Consider the following 19,749-nt stretch of genomic DNA (forward strand, 5'->3'; position numbering starts at 1 on the left):
TTGCGTCTCAGCCGCCGCATCCGCCCCCGCCGCCACAGCCACCGCCCCCGCCGCAGGAAGACCCGCTGCTGCACGAAGATCCCCCGCTGGAACCCCCGCCGCCGCCCCAAGTGCTGCTGCCGCTGGCCAGGGCCGCGCTCTTCGCCTCGTCCGGGTACAGCGCGATTCCGCCCAGCGCGACCGCTCCCGCTGCCCCGGCGAACAACGCCGCATTCCGGCCCGCCACCGTCGCATCTTCCCGCGCTTTCGTCACGACTGCGTAGCCTTCATCGGTCGGACGGGCAATCTTCGCGCCCTTGCGCGCCGCGTAGGCGATCCCAGCCAGCACGACGGTCAGCAGGAGCAGCAGCACCAACCCGGTGATCGGCCGGTCCAGCTGCGCGCCGTTGACCGCCCGGACTACGCCGATCACCAGCAGTACCAGGTAAACCAGCGCAATCCCGGTGCGGAACCTGCCGAGCTGGCCGGCCGACACCAGGCCGCGGCTGTCGAGGTCCTTGCGCAGCTTTTCCAACGCCGGTGCGACAAGCGGCGACCTGCGCAGGTCGCCCGTGGTCCGTGCGACGCTCTGCGTTGCCTCGTGTACCGAGCGTTCCAAACCTTGGCGCTTCGGTGTCTTACCGACCGCGCTGAGCTTGCCTTTGCTGCTCACGCGCAGAAGATCGTTCTCCAGCAACGTCGCGATGGCCGTGTCGACCGCGCGGTGTGCGCCGCCCGCGAGGTACGCGAGCTGGTAGACGTCGGGCTGCATCGTCGGCACGGCCCGCGGCGCGTTCCGGCGCCAGGCCCGCGAAATCGGCGGCCACGCCAGCTGCACTACGAACACCACCGCCAGTGCAAGTCCGTAACCCAGCAGGAACTGCGGACCGGAGATCCCCCAAGGCTCGCCCACGGCCGTCCCCTCTCTCGAACGAAACTTCGGCAGAACTGACGCGGCTGACACCGGATTCGTTCCGCCTCAGCTGCTGCCCCCACCACCGCAGCCGCCACCGCCACAACCGGAACCACAGCCGGCCCCGCATCCCGAGCCGCCGCAGCCGGCCCCGCAACCTGCCCCGGCCGCCCAATAGCCACCCCCGGCCAGCCCACCCGCGGCCCCGGCCACCGCGGCCCCTGTATGTCTGGTCGCCGGAAGACCACGAAGCAGCGCGACCCGCAGGTCACGGTCCGGATGGTTGACGAGCCCGCCGACGGTCACCTTCCCCGCGGCCCCGGCCAGCAGGCTCTGGTCCGGCCACGCGGATTCGAGCAGGTCACGTCCGGCGTCGGTCGGGCGGATGCGGGCGGCGGCGCGGCGACGGGACAGCGCGGCCAGCCCGCACCACACCGGTAGCAGCGCCGACACCACCACGAAACCGTTCAGCCCACCGGCCGCGAAAGCCGCCACCGCGACCGCCGCCAGCACCGCTTCTCCGGCCGCGACCCACTTCCACAGCCGCCGAAGTGCTTGCCCGTCCACGAGAAGTCCCTGCGCGGTGAGGTCGCCGACCAGCTCGCGCAGCGCCGGACCCCGGACGAGCCCGCCCAGCACGGTCGCGACACTGACCCCCGCACCGGCCAGCTCGGCGGCTTCCCGGCCCAGTTCGTCGGACGGCACGAGTGGCGTGCGGTAGATCCGGCCGGTGGTGTCGGCCCGCAGCTGCTCGCGTTCCAGCATCGCCGCGACCGTGGTTTCCGCGACCCGGATCGGTCCGTTGGCCAGCAACGCGACCTGTGCCGAGGTGGTCAATCCCTTGCCGCTGCGGCCTTTGCGCGCCCGCGCCGCGGCGCGCAGCCCGAGTCCCCAGCACACCAGCGCGAGCACCAGGATCAGCGCGGCAGGCAACGCGCGGCCGATCGTCCATTCCATCGAGGCCCCCTTCCCGATGAAGGGTTCACGCTACCTCAGCGGCCGGGGTTGCCCGGATGACAAAACTGCCCTCCCCGGACGATCCGGGGAGGGCAGCTCCGCGACCAGGTCAGCCGGATTCCGGGACGAGCTTCAGCGAGATCGAATTGATGCAGTACCGCTGGTCGGTGGGCGTGGCGTAACCCTCGCCCTCGAAGACGTGCCCGAGATGGCTGTGGCACGAAGCGCACAGCACCTCGATGCGCCGCATGCCCATCGTGCGGTCCTCGCGCAGCAGCACCGCGTCGGAGTCCGCCGGATCGAAGAACGACGGCCAGCCGCAGTGGCTTTCGAACTTCGTGTCACTGCGGAACAGTTCCGCGCCACAGGCCCGGCATTCGTAGACGCCGGTGGTTTTCGTGTCGGTGTACTCGCCGGTGAACGGCCGCTCGGTCCCTGCCTGCCGGAGCACCGCGTACTCCTCGGGGCCGAGCTGCTCCCGCCACTCCTGCTCGGACTTCACCACGCGCGGGGTGGTGCCGACCACGGGTTTCATACCTTTCACCCCGTCCACGTTACCTGGAGAGGAAAGCGATCGTGTGGTGTGCGATGTCCCAGGCCGTGACCAGCAGCCCGAACACGATCAGCACCGCGATCAGCGCGGACACCCAGTACCGCAGACCGCCGGTGCGGTTGCTCGACTCGGCGAAGTCCGCGACCTGGTCGAGGCACGCTTCGACGGTGTACGTGGGCCCGGTGCGCTCCATCCGGTCGAGGTGCGCGGCGAACGCGCGGGCCTCGGGGTCGCCGGGGTCCAGCCCGACCAGGTCCTCGTGGAACCGCGGATTCCAAGCTGCACTTTCGGCCATGGGTCAACGGTAAGCCATCGGCACCGCCCGACCCACCCTCATTGCGCAGGCGCGCCCGATCCGAGCCGCGGGTCGCTGTTGAGCTGCAACGTGCCGTCCGATCCGGTGATGACCTGCACGACCTTGGGCGCTGCCGAGCCGCCCTCCGGGGTGAGCGAGATCTGGATGTCGACCGAGCCGTCTTCGTTGTTCGCGTGCTTGTACGCGCTGGCGCCCTTGTAGCTGCCCAGCTTGTTCTGCGCCCAGTACGCGGCGAACGCGTCCTGGCTGCCGAAGCCGGCCTGCGCCGACGGCGACAGCATCGCCCAGGCCCCGGCCGGATTGGATCCGACCGCCTCGTAGAACGCCACGACCCGCTGACCCGCGGCGCCCCAGTCGACCTTCCCGGTGGACTTGGCGGGCGGCGGCGAGCTCGGCGAACTGGGTGGCGTGGCCGGCACGGACGAGTTCGCCGGAGGCGGCTGCGCGTTCGACGTGCCGCCGGAATCGCCGCGGCTGTTGCTCAGCACCAGGAACACCACCAGCGCCACCACGACCACCGCCGCGGCGCCGCCCGCGAGCAGGGCGATCCGGCGTTTGCGGGCGGCCGCGGGGGAGACCCGGGCACCCGAGCCCGCGCCGGAGTAGTTCGGGGCCGCGGCGGTCGGCGTGACGCGGGTCGCCGGTTGCGCGCGCGGCGGGGTGTTCGGCGCCTGCGGCGGACCCGCGGCAGGCGAGCGCATCGGCATGAACGCCGCGGTGGGCGTGCGGGGCGGGTTCGACGGGGCCTTCTGCACGGGGCCAGGTCGTTGCCACGGCGGGCGCGACCCGTTGCTCCCCGGGCCGCGGTTGCCCGACAGCAGCGGCGGCGACGCCGGTTCCCCGGTGGCCAGCGCGGCGAGCCGCTCGCGCGTCTCGGCCATGCTCGGCCGCTCGTTCGCCTCGCTCCGCAGCAGGCTCATCAGCAGCGCGGTGGCCGGACCGGCCTGGGTGGGCGGGTTGACCTGGCCGTTCGCCGCGGCGTAGAGCAGCGCGAGCTGGTTGGTGGTGTTGCCGTACGGCGTCTGGCCCTCGATCGCCTGGTACAGCGTGGCGCCGAGGGCGAAGACGTCCGAGCTGGGCACCGGGTCGGCGCCGCGGGCCAGCTCCGGCGCGAGGTACGCGGGGGTGCCGCCGATGAGGCCGGTCTGGGTGAGCGTCATGTCCCCGGCCGCGCGGGAGATGCCGAAGTCGGTGATCTTCGCGGTGCCGGTCTCGTCGATGAGGATGTTGCCGGGCTTGACGTCGCGGTGCACGATCCCGGCGCGGTGCGCGGCCACGAGCGCCGCGGCGACCTGCTCGCCGATCCGCGCGACCTGGCCCACCGGCAGCGTGCCCTGCTCGGCCAGCACCGCGGACAGGCTCGGGCCGTTCAGGAACTCCATCACCAGGCACGGGTCGCCGCTGTGCTCGGCGATGTCGAACACGACGATCGCGTTCGGATGCTGGAAGCGGGCGGCGTTCTTCGCCTCGCGCATGGCGCGCTGGCGCATGTTGTCGCGCTCGGCCTCGGACACGCCCGGCTGCGGCAGGATCTGCTTGATCGCCACGGACCGTTCCAGGCGCACGTCGACCGCGCGCCACACCACGCCCATGGCACCGCTACCAATGTGCTCGACGAGGCGGTAGTGCCCCGCGATCAGCTGCCCGGTGTCGATGACGACCGCTCCTGACGAAATCCCGGTGATCGGTGGTCTTGCGCAGCGCGGATACCCCTCGCGCACCCGAACGAGTGTAGCGGTCGGGAGTCCTTGCCCGCCGTCAGCCAGCCGCTGTCGACGGTACGGGTTCCTCCGCCGCGACCGCCGGGACGCGCTTCCGCAGTACCCGTACCAATCCCGCCACCCCGACGGCGGCGAAAACCGCGTAAGAAGCCAGTAAAGCGGGCGGCGTGTCGCCGGTGAGCGCGTCCGCGAAGACGACCACCGCGATCGTGCCGGGGATGCTGCCGAGCGCGGTACCGGCCAGGTACGGCAGCAGTTTCACCGACGAAACGCCGCACAGATAGCTCAACGGGGCGAACGGGACGAGCGGGATCAACCGCAGCGACGTGACGGCGAGCACGCCACCGCCGGACAGCCGCTCGTTCACTGCCCGTACCGGCGCGCGGTGCAGGTGCCGGAGGATCAGGTCGCGGCCGAGCAGCCGCGCCAGTCCGAACGAAAGCCCGGCCGCGATCGTGGTGGCGGCCAGCGCGATCACCACCCCCGCGACGCTGCCGACCAGCAGCCCGGCGGCGAGGTTGAACACGGTGCGCGGGATCGGGGCGACAGTGAGCAGGGAGTACGCCACGAGCAGCACCAGCGGCGTGGCCGGGCCGGTCGCTGCCGCCCATGCCCGCAGCTGCGCCGGGCCCGGGATCGGCAGCCACACCGCGGCCGCCGCGAGCAGGGCGAGCACGGCCATGGCGAGGATCAGCTTGGTTCTGCCGGACACGCCGCCACGGTACGGCACCCCGGGTTACGGTGAGCAGATGGCCAAAAACGGCGATCCGGTCGAATACCGGGTGGGGGAGCGCACGGTGCGGGTGTCGAGCCCGGACAAGGTCTACTTCCCCGAACGCGGCATCACGAAGCGGCAAGTGGTCGAGTACTACCTCGCGGTGGGGGACCCGTTGCTGCGCGCGATCGGCGAGCGGCCGACCACGCTGAAGCGGTACGTCGACGGCGTCACCGGCGAGTGGTTCTACGCCAAGCGCGTGCCCAAGGGCGCGCCGGACTGGGTCGAGACGGCGCGGATCACCTTCCCGTCCGGCCGTACCGCCGACGAGGTCTGCCCCACCGAGCCCGCCGTGTTCGCGTGGGCGGCCAATCTCGGCACCTTCGACTTCCACCCGTGGCCGGTGCGCCGGTCCGACGTCGACCGTCCGGACGAGCTGCGGATCGACGTCGACCCGCCGGAACGCGCCGGATTCGCGGACGCGGTGGAGGTCGCCGCCGTGGTCCGCGAGGTGCTCGCCGACGCCGGGCTCACCGGGTACCCGAAGACGTCCGGCGGCCGCGGGGTGCACGTGCTGGTGCGGATCCGGCCGGAATGGGACTTCATCGCGGTGCGGCACGCGGTGATCGCGCTCGGCCGCGAGGTGGAGCGGCGGATTCCGGACAAGGCCACCGTGTCGTGGTGGAAGGAGGAGCGCGGCGGACGCGTGTTCCTCGACTACAATCAGGCGGCGCGGGACCGCACGGTCGCGTCGTCGTGGTCGGTGCGCGGCACGCCGCGGGCGACCGTGTCGACGCCGTTGACCTGGGACCTGCTCGGCACCGTCGATCCGGACGACTTCGACGTACGCACCGTCCCGGATTTCCTCAACGAGCACGGCGACCTGCACGCGCCCATGGACGAAACGGCGTTCGGCCTGGAGACCCTGCTGGAGTGGTACGACCGCGACGACCGCGACCTTGGCGGCGCGGAGCTGCCGTATCCGCCGGACTATCCCAAGATGCCGGGAGAGCCGAAGCGCGTACAGCCGAGCAAGGCGCGTCCCGACCCCGCGTGACCGTTCGATCGCCGGCCGTGATCACTGTCAGTGATCATCTCCGACGGGTTTTCCGGTGATATTTCCGCTGGTCAGCGCTGTTTTCTTCGATGAGGTTACCCGCTGGTCGGGCACCGGGTGGTAACGCGCCGGGGTTGCGGTGCGACTATTGCCGGGGCTGGAGGGGGACTCTAGGGGGCTCTCGGGGGCTATCGGAGGGAGACCGGCGTGGACGACCTGATCGCGTTCCTCGCCGCGCGGGTTGGCCAGCGGCAGGCGCTGATCATGCAGGCGGTGCAGAAGCGGCAGGCCGGTGAGCAGCTCACCCGCGGGGAGACGAAGGTCGCGCTGGAGGAGCGGGTACGCACCCTCGGTGACCTCGAGCTCGACGTGGTGAACCAGATGATCAACGAGATCGAGGCGACGCGCCGGATCATGCTCGCGCACCGCACCACGGTGTCGGAAAAGGTGCCGGGCTTTCCGCTGTACGGCAGCGAGTACTGGTGCGAGACGTGTCACGTTCCGGCCGACGAGGCGGGGACGAACTGGTGCCCGACGCTGCGGTTGCTGGCACTGCCGTATGCGGACCACCCGGATTACAGCGAACGGTGGCGCCCCTGAGGGGTGCTCGCCGGGGAATCCGGGGCGTGGGAACCGTGTTGCGCTGAGGGTGGATGTTCCGATTTCCGTGCTCGACCGGTCGCCGGTGCGGCGTGGGCGGGGGACTGCCCAGGCGATCCGGGACACCGTCGCGTTCGCGCGGGAGATCGAGGCGCTCGGGTACCACCGCTTCTGGGTTTCCGAGCACCACGGCGTGCCCGGGGTCGCCGGGTCGGCGCCCGCGGTGCTGGCCTCGGCAGTGGCGTCGGCGACTTCGCGGATCAGGGTCGGGACCGGCGGAGTGATGCTGCCGAACCACCGGCCGCTGGTCGTCGCGGAGCAGTTCGGGGTGCTGGAGTCGTTGTTCCCGGGGCGGATCGATCTAGGGCTGGGCCGGTCGGTCGGGTTCACCGAAGGGGTCCGGCGCGCGCTCGGGCAGGGCAAGGACGCCGCCGGTGATTTCGGTGCGCAGGTGCGTGAACTGCTCGCGTTCTTCCGCGGCGAGTACCCGGGGATGCACGCCATTCCGGGGGAAGGGCTGTCCGTACCTGTGTTCCTGCTCGCGACCGGCGCGGGCGCCGGCCTCGCCGCCGAGCTCGGCCTGCCGCTCGTGATCGCCCCGGCGCACGGCGAGCGGGCGATGGTCGAGGCGATCACGCGATACCGGTCCATTGTGGACGATCCCTATGTCGTCGTGTCGGCAACCGTTGCCGTGGCGGATACCGCGGAACAGGCGCGCCGCCTGCTGGTCCCCGAGGCATGGTCCACTGTGTACTCGCGCAGCCACGGCGTCTTCCCGCCACTGTCGCCCGCGGAGGAGATCCTGGCCCTGCCGATGACCGACCGCGAACGGCGTCGTCTCGAAGACACCCTGGCCGGTCAGATCGGTGGTACGCCGGACGAGGTCGGCGACCGGCTGGCGGACCTCGTCGCCACCACCGGCGCCGACGAACTCCTCATCAGCACCAGCACGTACGACCCGGCAGCGCGCGTGGACTCCTTCGCGGCACTCGCCCGGCTCGCCGATTTGCCTGTCGCGGAACGGGTTCCGGGTGCTAGGGTGAGTGCATGACTGCCGGGTCGGCCGAGAGCCGTGAGCAGACGGGTCACCCGGCTGTGCCGTGACCTCCGGGCGGGCGCGTGGCCCGCCGCCTCCCGCACGTACTCGCGTTTTCGTGGACGTGCACGGGGAAGGAGGTGAAGAATGTCCACTTCGGAATCTGGCGCTTCGGCTGAGTGGCGGGAGTTCCTGTCTGCCAACGCTTCCGGCGGAGTCCTCGACGGGATCGTGGTACAGCAGCTGCCGTTCGGCGCGTTCGTCGAGGTCGCACCCGGCGTGCAGGGGCTCCTGGTGACCGACCGCGGTGCCGCCCCAGCGGAAGGGGAACGGCTCCGGGTCCGCATCGAACAAGTCGACGTCCAGCGGCGGCGGTTCAGCGTGGTACCCGCGTGAGCTGAGGTGGTGCGGGTGAAGCAGAGCGCTCTGCTTCACCCCCGCTGCCGGGTTTATCCCAGCACGACCAGCAGTTTCGCGGCCAGCGGGCCCAGCGCGGCCGTCTCCACCTCGGTCGGGGAACGGCGTCCGGTTGCCACCAGGACTGCTGCCTGGTCGGCCAAGGACGGAGGCAGTGGTGCGCCCAGCACGTCCTCGATGATCTGTCTCGTCATGGCCAGCGGCGCTGCGTCCGGACCGTCCACTCCGGACAGATGGGCGATCAGGTCGAGGTGGTGCAGGGTGGCTTCCACGACGTAGGTCGCGAAGTAGTCCTCGACGGTCAGGACCTGGTCGCGGGTCTCCACCCGCGACGTCGGGTCGGCGGCTGCTGCGGCGCGTCCGGCAGCGGCGGCGAGGTCGTCGAAGTGGTGGGCCAGCCATGCAGTGGTGCCGTAGCTCGCTGCCGCGCGGCGGGTGAACGCGCTGTCCTCGTCGATGCCGGTCGGCAGGTCGCCGCCCAGTTCCCAGTAGCCGGACGCGGTGCGGGTCGGCTCGGCGCTGGTGGGGGTGGCCAGCGTGATCAGGATGTCCTGCGCGTCGATGACCAGGTGGAACACCAGGTCCTGCACCAACCATCCGGTACAGCCCGACGGTGCCACCCACTGCCCGCCCGCCAGCGAGCCGACGGCCTTCTGCAGGGAATTCCACGCGTGCGAGAAGAGATCCACTCCGGCAGCTTATCGCCGACACCATCGAGCGCACCTGGTTTTACCGGGGCAGGAGACCGCCGTCGAGGGTGATGACCTTGTTCGTGAGATACCCGTTGGTCAGCATGGCGAACGCCAGGTCGGCGACCTCGCCGGGCTCGCCGAGCCGTCCGGCGGGGATCGGCGCCGGGAGCTCGGCGGCGTCCGGGCCGGTGGGCAGGATGCGGGTTCCGCCGACGAGGGCCGGTGCGAGGGCGTTCACCGTGACGCCCTGGCCCGCGACCCGTGGTGCGAGATGGTGCACGACACCGTGCAGTGCGGCTTTGCTTGCCGCGTAATGAGGCCCGACGAGTCCACCGGTGATCGCCGCGATCGACGAGACCATCAGGATCCGTCCCCAGTTCCGGTCGAGCATCCCGGGTAGCGCGGCTTGCGCCAGCAGGAACGGGGCGCGCGCGTTCACCGCCATGGTGGTGTCCCAGATGCCGGCGTCGACTTCGTCCCACGGCAGCTGCCGTCCGGTGCCTGCGTTGGCGACGACGATGTCGAGCCTGCCGAACTCGGCACCGGTTTCCTGGACCCACCGGCCGGGCACCGTGGGGTCCGCGAGGTCACCGTGCAGGAGGAGGGTGCGGACCCCGTGGTCCCGGGCGGAGGAGGCGGCGCGTTCGGCGTCGTCGCGGTGGCTGGTGTAGGTGAGGGCGAGGTCGGCCCCGGCGCGGGCGAGCCGGACGGCAAGTGCGCTGCCGATGCCGCCGGACGCTCCGGTGACGAGCGCGACCCGTCCGGCGACTGGACTGTCCAGAGTGGACACGGGCGTTTCCTTCCGGCCGGACCGGAATCCGGCACTAGAAATGCCGGATTCCGGTCATCAGGGTGCGGGCCCAGGGAGCGTCGATGCGTTCGACGCTCATCGCGATCAGTGCGTTGCAGAGCAGCCCTTGGGCGAAGAAGCTCTGGATGTCTTCCTCCTCCGCTCCGGACACTGCGCGCACGTACTCGACTTCGCGAGCGTAGGTGCTGCGGATCGCCGCACCGATCGCCGGTTCGGCCGCCGCGCAGACGGCTTGGTTGAGCACCAGCAGCAGGTCCTTGTCGGCGATCAGTTCTGCGTACCCCTGACCGAGTGCGCCGAGGACGGCCTTCGGCTCACTGCTGGTCGCTTTGGCCGCGGCTCCCGCGAAGCACTCTCGCAACCGCGCCGAGCAATGCTCGATCACGGCCACGAAGAGTGCTTCCTTGTCGGGAAACAGCCGGTAGACGTACGCCTGCGAGATTCCGGCCGCCTTCGCCACTTCGGTTGTCGTCGTCCCGTAGTAGCCACGGGCGGCGAACGCGCCGACAGCAGTCCGCAGTACGGTCTCGCGACGCTCGTCTGCCGTCGAAAGCTGACGGCCCACCGCTGATCCGGTCATTTGACTAATCAACCACTCACTCGTCGGGTACGCAAGTCGATCAGGGAGCGCACACGGTGCCCGGAGCAGGCAGGACGCGCTCGGTCAGGTAGCGGTCGACGTGCTCGCGGACGCAGGCGGAGAAGATGTACATCGAGTACTCGTCACCGTCTCGCGTCAGCACCCTGCTGCCGGGCAGCGACGCGGCGAACCCGAATCCCGACGAATACGCGGCAGACGCCTGGTGCGTGGACTGGACCACGAGGGCCGCGGGCGCCTGGCGGACCGGCTTCGGCCCGCTCAGGTCCGGCTGCACCGGCCAGCCCTGGCAACCGGCGAGCGCGGTCCAGCCCTGCACAGCCCCGCCGAGATGCGGCGACAGCTGCTTGGCCATCCGCGCGAGCTGGGTCATCCCGGCCAGGTCGGTGGCCGGCTGCGGACCTTCGGCACACGCGCGGACCTGCGCCTGGATCGGGTCGAGAGTCTTGTCCTGCGGCGCGAATGCGCTGCCGTCCCCGGCGATTGCCTTCTTGAGCGCCGCGGCGGTCGCCGGCCAGTACGGGCTCATGTTGAGCATGCCCTGCATGCGTGAGCGGATCTCCTGGCCGTCGAGCGGCCGGCCGTTCCGGCCCGGGATCGGCGTCTGGTCGGCCTTGGCGACGAGCTGGTCGAACACCGCGCCGACGTCCTGCCCGTGCAGCGCGCACTTCGCGTTGTCCCGGCACCACTGCGTGAACCGGTTGAACGAATCCTCCGCCGCGCTGATCTCGGCGGCCAGCCGCGCGACCGGCGGCTGCGTGAAATCGGGGGTGCTGTCGGCGACCAGGCTGCGCAGGCGGCCGGGGAACAGCTGCGCGTACGTCTTGCCGAGCTCGCTGCTCCACCCGATGCCGTACCAGGTGATCTGCCGTTCGCCCAGCCCGGCGCGGACGAGGTCCAGGTCGCGCGCGGTGGTCCCGAGGTCGAGGTTGGTCAGCGGCGCGCTCTTTGCGCAGGCCGCGGCGAGCTTCCGGTTGTTGTCGACGAGCGCTTGGTACTGCTCGCCGGTGGACGGGAAGAACGTCACTCCCGGCGCACGTTGCGGCTGGTCGGCGCAGGTGACCGGGGTGCTGTGGCCGACCCCGCGCGGGTCGACGGCCACCAGGTCGAACCGCTTGGCCAGGCCGGTGCCCGGGATGGCTTTGGACTCGAGGCCGTAGCGCAGCTGTTCGATGCTGGAGGCGCCTTCGACGTTGTTGAGCAGCAGGCTGCCCACTCGTCCGGCGGAGTCTTCGGCTTTTCGGCGGACGAGCGAGAGGGTGGTTTCGCCTGCCCAGGGTCGGGCGTAGTCGGCGGGGGCTTTCAGCGTGCCGCAGTCCAGGCCCTGGAAGTACGGCTCGGTACAGGCTTGCCAGGAGATTTTCGCCGAGCGGGTTTCCGGGGGCTGGGCCTGGGCCGGGGCGGCGAGGGGGAACAGTGCCGCGGTCGCCAGGCCCGCAACGGCCAGCTTCTTCGTGAAGGTCATCGTGGCTCCTGTGATTGGTCGATCGCACACTTTCCCGTCGTGGAAGCCCAGTCGCGGCGTGTGCGGTGGATATTGAGTAATAAACCACTCACACTTTGCCGGTGTCAAGTCCCGCGCCGGGTAGTGCCCGTTTCTACAGGCGCAGCTGTAGTTCGGTCAGGAGGCGCTGGGCCGGGTCGGTGAGGTCGAGGCCGGAGACCTCGGCGGCCCGGCGTACCCGGTAGCGGACGGTGTTGGGGTGGATGTTCAGTTCCCGTGCTGCGGCGCGGACGTCGCCGAAAGCGTTCAGGTACGCGAGCACTGCGGGGACCAGGATTTCGCCGTGGTCGGCGTCGTAGGCGAGCAGGTCGGACAGGCGTGGGTCGCGCAGGCGGGGCTGGTCGGCCAGGTAGGCCAGCACTTCCGACAGCAGAACGTCGGCGCGTACGTCGGCCAGCGACGCGACATCCGACGGCCAATGGCCACGGGTCATGGCGGCCAGGACTCGGTCCGCGTCATTCCTCGAAGCTGCCGCTTCGGAGAGCCGCGGGACGATTCCGCCCAGCGCCGCGCGTACCGGTGCGTCGAGGTGTTTTCGGGCTGCGCCAACGATTTCCTTCGCCAGGGCGAGTACCGCGGCGTCGGAATTCTCCGGCAGGTCGGGCAAAAGCGCGTACACCCGCCCGCCCAAGACGCTCACCAGCGCGGTTCGCCGGTACGCCGCCGTGTGGACTGCGATCAGGTGGACCAGTTCGGCTCGGCGCAGCAGGCGGGCGGCCGGTTGCTGCAGGGCGAGGGTGAACGCCAGTACCTGCGCGGGCCGGGCCGGGTCGGCGCCGATGTCGTCGGCGACCGACTCCGCATCGACGCGGTCTTCCAGCAGCCCGGCCAGGAGGTCCTCGCGCAGGCGTAGCTGCGGGTCGGGCAGCGTGCGGGCGCGGATCAGCTGCGGGGCCAGCGTGCGGCTTGCGCCGAGCAGGGCGATCTCGGCCTGCTCGGTGAGCGGTTGTGCGCCCTCCTGGACCCAGATCGTGCCGAGTGGCTGCGAGCCCGCGTGGATGCCCGCCGCGATCCGGCGGCGGATGCCCAGCTCCGGCCGCTCGTCCACGCGCACGATGCCCTCCCCGGCCCGTAACCGCTGGTAGACGCCCCATTCGCGGAGCATCGCCAGGTATCGCTCCGGCCCCTCCCGGCCGAGGATCGACAGCCGCCGCAGCTCGTCGACCTCGTCTCCGGCGCGCGAGTACGCCAGCACGCGGCTGGCGGTGTCCTCGATGCTGACGAGGCCGCCGGTGAGCGTCGCGACCGTCTGGGCCAGCGCGAACAGGTCACCCAGCACCTCACCGGTTTCCGCCTCGCCGCCCGCGCGAGCTGCGTCGACCACGCCCCGCGCCAGCGCCTCGACCTGCTCCCACCGCGCTTCCGTTCCGACCGTGAGCAGCGCGACGCCCGCGTCGGCCGCGATGTCGGTGCCGCCTTCGCCCTTGACCGCCACCGCAGCGGCCCCGCCCCGCCCGGCGGCCCGGATCGCCGCGGCGGCCGCCCGGCCCCGCGCGCCGATGACCAGCACCAGGTCGCCGGGATGCGTTTCGGGCGGGTCCTCCGGGTCGAGGATCACCACGTCCTGCACCGGGACCCCGAGCCCGCGCGGGGCGACGAGGACCCGGACGAGCGGCTCGCCGAGCGTGGCAAGGACGTGCCGCAGCGAGGTACCGGCGAGAGGGTCGGTGGCCGTCACTGCGTAGGCCGATCGGACAAAACCATACGGGCGATTCTAGTCGGTCGGACAAACCTGTGAACCGCTCGCGGAGTTACCGTTCGGGCAGACGACAAAGAAGCCGACGAGGAGCCGCCGTGGACGCCGTGACCCAGACCCCCGCCCCGAAGAACGAGCCGGTGCGGACGTACGCGCCGGGCAGCGCCGAGCGCGCCGAGCTGGAGGGTGCGCTGAAGAAACTGGGTCAGGCCGGTCCCGTCGACCTGACCGTGACCGTCGGCGGAGAGCAGCGCCCAGGCGGCGGCGAAAAGATCGACGTTGTCGAGCCGCACAACCACCGCCACGTCCTCGGCACCATCCAGAGCGCTTCGCAGCAGGACGCGACTGACGCGATCGCTGCCGCCGCGAAGGCCGCGCCGGAGTGGCGCGCGCTGTCCTACGACGACCGCGCGGCCATTCTGCTGCGCGCCGCCGACCTGCTGAGCGGCCCGTGGCGCGCCACGCTGAACGCCGCCACCATGCTCGGCCAGTCGAAGACCGCCACCCAGGCCGAGATCGACTCCGCGTGCGAGCTCGCCGACTTCTGGCGGTTCAACGTCGAGTTCGGCCGTCGCGTCCTCGCGGAGCAGCCGGTGAGCTCGCCGGGCGTGTGGAACCGCATGGAGCACCGTCCGCTCGAAGGCTTCGTTTACGCGATCACGCCGTTCAACTTCACCGCCATCGCCGGCAACCTGCCGACCGCGCCCGCGTTGATGGGCAACACCGTGCTGTGGAAGCCGTCGCCGACGCAGAGCTTCGCCGCGCACCTGACCATGCGGCTGCTCGAAGAGGCCGGTCTGCCGCCGGGCGTGATCAACCTGCTGCCGGGCGACGGCAAGGCCGTGTCCGAGGTCGCGCTGAAGCACCGTGACCTGGCCGGGATTCACTTCACCGGCTCCACTGCGACCTTCCAGCACCTGTGGAGCACTGTCGGTGCCAACATCTCCGGCTACCGCAGCTACCCGCGGCTCGTCGGCGAGACCGGCGGTAAGGACTTCATCCTCGCGCACCCGTCCGCTGACATCGATGTGCTGCGTACGGCGCTCGTACGCGGTGCTTTCGAGTACCAGGGCCAGAAGTGCTCCGCTGCTTCGCGCGCGTACGTCCCGCGCAGCATCTGGGCGCAGCTTAAGGACAGCCTGGCCGCCGAGACCGAGGCGATCAGCTACGGCGACGTCACCGACCTCAGCCACTTCGGCGGCGCAGTGATCGACCGGCGTGCATTCGACAAGCACGCGGCGCTGTTCGACCGCGTCAAGGGCGACAGCGAGGTCGAGATCCTCGCTGGTGGCACGGCCGACGACAGCGTCGGCTACTTCGTGCAGCCGACCGTTCTCGTGTCCTCGAACCCGAAGCACGAGATCTTCAGCACTGAGTACTTCGGTCCGATCCTTGCCGTGCACGTGTACGAGGACGCGGACTTCGACAGTCTCCTGAAGGTGATCGACGAGACCGCTGCCTACGCCCTGACCGGCGCTGTGATCGCGAACGACCGCACGGCGGTTGCGAAGGCGTCGGAAGCGCTTCGCTTCACCGCGGGCAACTTCTACGTCAACGACAAGCCGACCGGCGCCGTCGTCGGACAGCAGCCGTTCGGCGGAGCGCGTGCCTCGGGGACCAACGACAAGGCAGGCTCGATCTTCAACCTGCTCCGCTGGACGAGCCCGCGCTCGATCAAGGAGACGTTCGTGGCGCCGACGTCCGTGCCTTACCCGCACCAGGGCTGAGAAGGAGAGGTCGCAATGTTGCGTGCCCCGTTGCTCGCCGCCGCCCGCTCCCGGCGGATGCGCGCGCTGGTGGAAGCCGTGCCGGTGACCCGTTCCGTGGTACAGCGGTTCGTGTCCGGGTCCAAGACCGCCGACGCCGTACGCGTCGCGCGGGAACTGGCCGCCGACGGCAGGCAGATCACCATCGACCATCTCGGCGAAGACACCACTGACGCGTCGCAGGCCACGGCCACCGTGCAGGCGTACGAGGAGTTGCTGTCGGCGCTGGCCGAACAAGGGCTCGCCAACGGCGCCGACGTTTCGGTGAAGCTGTCCGCGGTCGGCCAGTTCCTGCCGGGCGACGGCGAAGGCGTGGCGCTGGAGAACGCGCGGAAGATCTGTGCCGCCGCGGAAGCCGTCGGCGCAACAGTGACGCTCGACATGGAGGACCACACCACCACGGATTCCACGCTCGGCATCCTGCGCAAGCTGCGCGGCGAGTACCCGTGGGTCGGCGCGGTGCTGCAGGCCTACCTGCGGCGTACCGAGCAGGACTGCCGCGACCTGTCCGGTGCCGGTTCGCGGGTCCGGTTGTGCAAAGGTGCTTATGCCGAACCGGAAACCGTGGCGTTCCAGGAGAAGTCCGAAGTGGACAAGTCCTACGTGCGCTGCCTGCGGGTGCTGATGGCAGGCGACGGTTATCCGATGGTGGCCTCGCACGACCCGCGGATGATCGCGATCGCGGGCAAGCTCGCCGCCGACGCCGGCCGCACCCCGGCCGACCACGAGTACCAGATGCTGTACGGCATCCGGCCCGAGGAGCAGAAGCGGCTCGTGGGCGAGGGTGCGACGGTGCGGGTGTACGTGCCGTGCGGCGACGAATGGTACGGCTACTTCATGCGGCGGCTGGCCGAACGCCCGGCGAACCTGGCGTTCTTCCTGCGTGGTCTCGTGACGCGGTCCTGACCTCGGGCAAAGGCCCCGGCACCCCCCTTTTTTTTCGCGGGGATGCCGGGGCCTTCTGTTCCCCGGTTCCTGTGGTGGGTCAGGCCTGCTCTGCCTGCTCGGCAGCGGCTTTGCGGACCTCGTCCATGTCGACCTCGCGGGCCTGGCGGATGAGATCCTCGAGCGCCGGCTCGGGCAGCGCACCGGGCTGGGAGTAGATCAGGGTCTTGTCGCGGATCACGGCGAGCGTGGGAATCGAACGGATGTCGAAGGCGGCGGCGAGCTGCTGCTCGGCTTCGGTGTCGACCTTGGTGAACACGATGTCGTCGTGCTTGTCCGAAGCCTTTTCGAACACCGGCGCGAACTGGCGGCACGGGCCGCACCAGCTCGCCCAGAAATCGATCAGCACGAAGTCGTTGTCGGTGACAGTCTGGTCGAAGTTGGCCGCGGTCAGCTCCACTGTGCTCATGGTGTGGTCAACGAAGCAGGGCGGCGGGGAATTCCCGGGGGAGGCGTAGCGTCGCTGCTTCCTGGACAGCTTTGGAGGAGAGCATGGCAGACGACGGGATCCTCGGCCGGATCGACGAACTGATCGCGGAAGAGAAGGAGCTGCGCGCCCGCGCAGTGGGAGTCGGGTTGTCGGGGGACGACTCCGCCCGCCTCCGCCGGGCCGAGGAGGAACTCGACCAGTGCTGGGACCTGCTCCGGCAGCGGCGCGCGCGGGCGGAGTTCGACGAGGACCCGGAGGGGGCCGAGGTCCGGCCGGTCCAGGAGGTGGAGGGGTATCGGCAGTGAGCTCGCCCCGGCGCCGGTCAAGCGGGGCAGAGGGTGCCGTTGTCCGGGATCTTCCCGTCGGCAAGGAACGCCTGCACGGCGGTCGTGATGCACGGGTTCTGGCCGACCGCGCCGTGAGCGGCGCCTTGCCAGGTGATCGTGACGGCGCTGGGCATCTGGTCGGCGGCTCGCGTCGTGCCGATTTCCGGGGTGACCGGGTCGGTGGCGGTGGCGGCGACCAGGATCGGCGGGGCACCCGGGGCACCGGCGGGCGGTAGCGCTTCGCGGCGGACCGGCCAGGCGCTGCACCACGCCAGCTCCTGTGCGATGGCCGCGCCGAACTGCGGGTATTTCGCGCGCATCCCGGCTTCCGTGCGGTCCAGCTGGTCGGCCGGGAGGCGGGTCGTCGAGTCGTTGCAGCGGGTGGCGATGGTGCCGCCGATCCTGGACGTTTTGCCCCGGACATCCGCCAGGATCGGGGTGGCGAAGGAAGCCAGCGCGGTGAGGTCACCGTTGCGTGCCGAGGTGAGGGCGTCGGCGAGGGACGGCCAGCGGGTGCGGTCGGTGAGGGCCAGGTAGACCGCGTAGGTGGCGACCCCGGGGCTCATGGTGACGCCGTCGGCGGTGTCCACGGGGGTGGTGCGCAGGCGGTCGGTCACTGCCTTCAGCGCCGCCTTCGCGTCGCCCATGGGGCAGTTGCGGGCGGCGCAATCCTGGGCGAAGGCGTCGAACGTCGACTGCGCGCCTGCGGCCACGGCGTCCAGGACGGCGGCTCGGTCGGCGCCCGGGTCCGGAATGCCGTCCAGGACCATGCGGCCGACCTGCGCCGGGTACCTAACGGCGTATTCCGACAGGACCTTGGAGCCGTCGCCGCGACCCAGTGCGTTGAGGCGGTCCAGGCCCAGTTGCTTGCGGAGCTGGTCGAGGTCGCCTGCGGTGCGCCAGCTGTCGAGCGCGGTCTGTGCGGTGTCGAGGTCGATGGCGCATTGCTGACCGGCTCGGCGGGCGGCGTCGAGGACCTCGCCCAAGCCGCCCTGTGCGGGATCTGCGCCCAGCAGGTCCGAGCGCACCTCGAGCGGCACGCACTGCACGCCGCCGGACAGGCCGGTGCCGCGGCGGTCCATGCCGATCAGCGAGAACTTCTTCAGGAACTCCGGCGGCAGCTGCGTGGCCAGCCGCGCGGCGAGGAGCGAACCCGGCTCGCCGCCGACGTCGTTCACCACCACCAGCGGAATCGGGCCCTCGCCTGCCTTCAGGACCAGGATGCGCGCGAGCAGGCGTTGCGTGTCGTCGGGCGCGTCGAGCGGCGCGGTCATCCGCGCGCAGCTGACGTGCAGGGAATCGGGCAGGGTGGCGGGTGCCATGCGTTGCCGGGTGTCGCCGTCGCAGTTGGCCCAGCGCAACGTGGCCGGCCGCGGTTCCGCCAGCGGCGGCAGGGGGACCGGCGCCGCACTCGGCGGCCGGGCAGCCGTGGTACGGCCGTCGTTGTCGACCACTGCGGGCCGCACTGACGGGCCGGTGGTGCATCCGGCCAGCGCCAGCGTCAAAACCCCCAGCGCCAGGGCACGCAGGCGGAAGCGGCTGGCGGATCGGCAGTGCACGGGCAGGTCCTCACGTCATACTGAGCTCTCGCACGAGCTTGACACGCGCGATGTGGGAAGGCAGTTAGCGGGTCCGTACGACCTCGCCCCGGAAGACCGCCGCCAAGTCGTACCGGGCGGGCTCGTCGAGCTGGTCGTACCCGCACGACGAAGGTTCGCGGTCCGGGCGCCAGCGGGCGAACTGCGCGGTGTGCCGGAAGCGCGACGGGTACCCGCCCTCGGTGTGCTCGTACGAGACCTCCACCACGCGCTCCACGCGAAGCGGGACCCACGGCTGCTCCTTCGACCGCCAGCGCGTGATGCCACCCGGGATGCGCTGACCCTCGCGGACGGCGTCGCCCAGCCAGGGATGTCCGGCGCCGTCGCTGATGAGCGGGGCGAGCTCCGCCGCCAGTTCCCGGCGGCGGGCGACGGGAAACGAGCCGACCACGCCGACGTGGTGCAGCAGCCCGGATTCGTCGTACAGGCCCAGCAGGAACGAGCCGACCGCCTCGCCCGGTTCGCCGTCGACGTGCCAGCGCAGGCCCGCCAGCACGCAGTCCGCAGTGCGGGAATGCTTGTACTTGAACAAAACCCGCTTACCCGGCGAATACGGTTCGTCGAGCGGTTTGCCGATCACGCCGTCCAGACCGGCGCCCTCGAACAGCTCGAACCAGTGCCGCGCGGTCTCCGGATCGGTGGTGGCGGGCGTCAGCGCGAGGCCCGGCAGCGCTTCGAGCCGCGCGCGACGGGACGACGTCGGTTCGTCCACAAAAGACTCGTCACCCAGGGCGAGCACGTCGAAAGCCACGAACTGCGCAGGGCTCTGCTCGGCGAGCAGCTGTACGCGGCTGTCGGCGGGGTGGATTCGTTCGGTCAGCGCGTCGAAATCGAGTTTTCCACCCCGCGCGACCACGAGTTCCCCGTCGAGCACCACCCGGTCCGGCAGCGTTTCCCGCAGTGCGGCGAGTACTTCCGGGAAGTACCGGTTGAGCGGCTTCTCCGCGCGCGACTGCAGCGTGATCTCGTCCCCGTCGCGGAAAACCAGGCAGCGGAAGCCGTCCCACTTCGGCTCGAACAGCAGGCCGCCGGAGTCGGGGATGGCTTTCGCGGGCTTCGCGAGCATGGGCTTGATCGGTGCCTGCACTGGGAGGGCCATACCAGGCATTCTGGGTGAAA

The 19,749-nt window shown here is 70.7% G+C and carries 21 protein-coding genes; 7 read left to right on the forward strand and 14 right to left on the reverse strand.

Annotated elements, in window-relative coordinates:
• Window positions 1-7 precede the first annotated feature (7 nt).
• From OO71_RS21350 to OO71_RS21375, 6 genes are all read right to left on the reverse strand, one after another.
• On the reverse strand, window positions 8-892 hold the full coding sequence (locus tag OO71_RS21350) for a TIGR04222 domain-containing membrane protein (protein WP_033291610.1): 885 nt from the start codon (window positions 890-892) through the stop codon (window positions 8-10).
• A 66-nt stretch (window positions 893-958) separates the two neighbouring features.
• Complete coding sequence (locus tag OO71_RS21355; protein WP_033291611.1) at window positions 959-1,849, reverse strand: TIGR04222 domain-containing membrane protein; 891 nt, start codon at window positions 1,847-1,849, stop codon at window positions 959-961.
• A 109-nt stretch (window positions 1,850-1,958) separates the two neighbouring features.
• On the reverse strand, window positions 1,959-2,384 hold the full coding sequence (gene msrB, locus OO71_RS21360; protein WP_033291699.1) for a peptide-methionine (R)-S-oxide reductase MsrB: 426 nt from the start codon (window positions 2,382-2,384) through the stop codon (window positions 1,959-1,961).
• Window positions 2,385-2,403: 19 nt separating this feature from the next.
• Entirely contained in the window at window positions 2,404-2,697 is a 294-nt protein-coding gene (locus tag OO71_RS21365) for a hypothetical protein (RefSeq protein WP_033291612.1), read from the reverse strand.
• A 38-nt stretch (window positions 2,698-2,735) separates the two neighbouring features.
• Entirely contained in the window at window positions 2,736-4,358 is a 1,623-nt protein-coding gene (locus tag OO71_RS21370; protein WP_084145123.1) for a serine/threonine-protein kinase, read from the reverse strand.
• A gap of 118 nt (window positions 4,359-4,476) precedes the next feature.
• A complete protein-coding gene (locus tag OO71_RS21375) occupies window positions 4,477-5,151 on the reverse strand; it encodes a TVP38/TMEM64 family protein (protein WP_033291701.1) in 675 nt (224 codons plus the stop codon).
• A 37-nt stretch (window positions 5,152-5,188) separates the two neighbouring features.
• On the opposite strand from OO71_RS21375, the gene ligD reads away from it, so the two are divergent.
• From ligD to OO71_RS21395, 4 genes are all read left to right on the forward strand, one after another.
• Window positions 5,189-6,211 (forward strand): non-homologous end-joining DNA ligase, encoded by a 1,023-nt coding sequence (ligD, locus tag OO71_RS21380; protein ID WP_033291613.1) that lies wholly within the window; start codon window positions 5,189-5,191, stop codon window positions 6,209-6,211.
• A gap of 207 nt (window positions 6,212-6,418) precedes the next feature.
• Window positions 6,419-6,811, forward strand: a complete 393-nt coding sequence (locus OO71_RS21385) for a DUF6221 family protein (RefSeq protein WP_033291614.1) — start codon at window positions 6,419-6,421, stop codon at window positions 6,809-6,811.
• Between the two features lie 43 nt (window positions 6,812-6,854).
• Window positions 6,855-7,862: an MsnO8 family LLM class oxidoreductase gene (locus tag OO71_RS21390; protein WP_033291702.1), complete on the forward strand. Its 1,008-nt coding sequence runs from the start codon at window positions 6,855-6,857 to the stop codon at window positions 7,860-7,862.
• A 132-nt stretch (window positions 7,863-7,994) separates the two neighbouring features.
• Window positions 7,995-8,243 carry a S1 RNA-binding domain-containing protein gene (locus tag OO71_RS21395; RefSeq protein ID WP_033291615.1) on the forward strand — a complete coding sequence of 83 codons (249 nt, stop codon included), beginning with the start codon at window positions 7,995-7,997 and terminating at the stop codon, window positions 8,241-8,243.
• A 53-nt stretch (window positions 8,244-8,296) separates the two neighbouring features.
• On the opposite strand, the gene OO71_RS21400 is transcribed toward OO71_RS21395, so the two are convergent.
• The 5 genes from OO71_RS21400 to OO71_RS21420 form a co-directional block, all read right to left on the reverse strand.
• Window positions 8,297-8,953: a maleylpyruvate isomerase N-terminal domain-containing protein gene (locus OO71_RS21400; protein WP_033291616.1), complete on the reverse strand. Its 657-nt coding sequence runs from the start codon at window positions 8,951-8,953 to the stop codon at window positions 8,297-8,299.
• 40 nt (window positions 8,954-8,993) lie between these two features.
• Window positions 8,994-9,746: an SDR family NAD(P)-dependent oxidoreductase gene (locus OO71_RS21405; RefSeq protein WP_051791797.1), complete on the reverse strand. Its 753-nt coding sequence runs from the start codon at window positions 9,744-9,746 to the stop codon at window positions 8,994-8,996.
• A gap of 34 nt (window positions 9,747-9,780) precedes the next feature.
• Window positions 9,781-10,347: a TetR/AcrR family transcriptional regulator gene (locus OO71_RS21410; protein WP_033291617.1), complete on the reverse strand. Its 567-nt coding sequence runs from the start codon at window positions 10,345-10,347 to the stop codon at window positions 9,781-9,783.
• A gap of 40 nt (window positions 10,348-10,387) precedes the next feature.
• Entirely contained in the window at window positions 10,388-11,830 is a 1,443-nt protein-coding gene (locus tag OO71_RS21415) for an alpha/beta fold hydrolase (protein ID WP_033291618.1), read from the reverse strand.
• 133 nt (window positions 11,831-11,963) lie between these two features.
• Window positions 11,964-13,547 (reverse strand): PucR family transcriptional regulator, encoded by a 1,584-nt coding sequence (locus OO71_RS21420; protein WP_033291619.1) that lies wholly within the window; start codon window positions 13,545-13,547, stop codon window positions 11,964-11,966.
• Between the two features lie 116 nt (window positions 13,548-13,663).
• On the opposite strand from OO71_RS21420, the gene pruA reads away from it, so the two are divergent.
• Both pruA and OO71_RS21430 read left to right on the forward strand, forming a co-directional pair.
• A complete protein-coding gene (gene pruA / locus OO71_RS21425) occupies window positions 13,664-15,292 on the forward strand; it encodes an L-glutamate gamma-semialdehyde dehydrogenase (protein ID WP_033291620.1) in 1,629 nt (542 codons plus the stop codon).
• Window positions 15,293-15,307: 15 nt separating this feature from the next.
• Window positions 15,308-16,237 (forward strand): proline dehydrogenase family protein, encoded by a 930-nt coding sequence (locus OO71_RS21430; protein WP_033291621.1) that lies wholly within the window; start codon window positions 15,308-15,310, stop codon window positions 16,235-16,237.
• A gap of 79 nt (window positions 16,238-16,316) precedes the next feature.
• Here the strand turns inward: OO71_RS21430 and trxA are convergent, their stop codons facing one another.
• Window positions 16,317-16,685 (reverse strand): thioredoxin, encoded by a 369-nt coding sequence (gene trxA / locus OO71_RS21435; protein WP_033291622.1) that lies wholly within the window; start codon window positions 16,683-16,685, stop codon window positions 16,317-16,319.
• A gap of 83 nt (window positions 16,686-16,768) precedes the next feature.
• Here trxA and OO71_RS21440 point away from each other — a divergent pair, with 83 nt between their 5' ends.
• Window positions 16,769-17,011 (forward strand): DUF2630 family protein, encoded by a 243-nt coding sequence (locus OO71_RS21440; RefSeq protein ID WP_033291623.1) that lies wholly within the window; start codon window positions 16,769-16,771, stop codon window positions 17,009-17,011.
• A gap of 17 nt (window positions 17,012-17,028) precedes the next feature.
• Here the strand turns inward: OO71_RS21440 and OO71_RS21445 are convergent, their stop codons facing one another.
• Together OO71_RS21445 and OO71_RS21450 are read right to left on the reverse strand one after the other, a co-directional pair.
• Window positions 17,029-18,591, reverse strand: a complete 1,563-nt coding sequence (locus tag OO71_RS21445; RefSeq protein ID WP_051791799.1) for an alpha/beta hydrolase — start codon at window positions 18,589-18,591, stop codon at window positions 17,029-17,031.
• Between the two features lie 64 nt (window positions 18,592-18,655).
• On the reverse strand, window positions 18,656-19,729 hold the full coding sequence (locus OO71_RS21450; protein WP_033291624.1) for an ATP-dependent DNA ligase: 1,074 nt from the start codon (window positions 19,727-19,729) through the stop codon (window positions 18,656-18,658).
• Window positions 19,730-19,749: the final 20 nt, after the last annotated feature.

Origin of the sequence: Amycolatopsis jejuensis, from assembly GCF_000717335.1 — a bacterium.
In the GTDB taxonomy this organism is placed as follows: Bacteria; Actinomycetota; Actinomycetes; order Mycobacteriales; family Pseudonocardiaceae; genus Amycolatopsis; species Amycolatopsis jejuensis.

Bases quoted from the DNA above. Each gene is read 5' to 3' on its own strand.
- OO71_RS21355 (WP_033291611.1), bottom strand. From the start codon at position 1,849: ATGGAATGGACGATCGGCCGCGCGTTGCCTGCCGCGCTGATCCTGGTG.
- msrB (WP_033291699.1), bottom strand. From the start codon at position 2,384: ATGAAACCCGTGGTCGGCACCACCCCGCGCGTGGTGAAGTCCGAGCAG.
- OO71_RS21365 (WP_033291612.1), bottom strand. From the start codon at position 2,697: ATGGCCGAAAGTGCAGCTTGGAATCCGCGGTTCCACGAGGACCTGGTC.
- ligD (WP_033291613.1), top strand. From the start codon at position 5,189: ATGGCCAAAAACGGCGATCCGGTCGAATACCGGGTGGGGGAGCGCACG.
- OO71_RS21395 (WP_033291615.1), top strand. From the start codon at position 7,995: ATGTCCACTTCGGAATCTGGCGCTTCGGCTGAGTGGCGGGAGTTCCTG.
- OO71_RS21410 (WP_033291617.1), bottom strand. From the start codon at position 10,347: ATGACCGGATCAGCGGTGGGCCGTCAGCTTTCGACGGCAGACGAGCGT.
- OO71_RS21415 (WP_033291618.1), bottom strand. From the start codon at position 11,830: ATGACCTTCACGAAGAAGCTGGCCGTTGCGGGCCTGGCGACCGCGGCA.
- OO71_RS21430 (WP_033291621.1), top strand. From the start codon at position 15,308: ATGTTGCGTGCCCCGTTGCTCGCCGCCGCCCGCTCCCGGCGGATGCGC.
- trxA (WP_033291622.1), bottom strand. From the start codon at position 16,685: ATGAGCACAGTGGAGCTGACCGCGGCCAACTTCGACCAGACTGTCACC.
- OO71_RS21440 (WP_033291623.1), top strand. From the start codon at position 16,769: ATGGCAGACGACGGGATCCTCGGCCGGATCGACGAACTGATCGCGGAA.
- OO71_RS21450 (WP_033291624.1), bottom strand. From the start codon at position 19,729: ATGGCCCTCCCAGTGCAGGCACCGATCAAGCCCATGCTCGCGAAGCCC.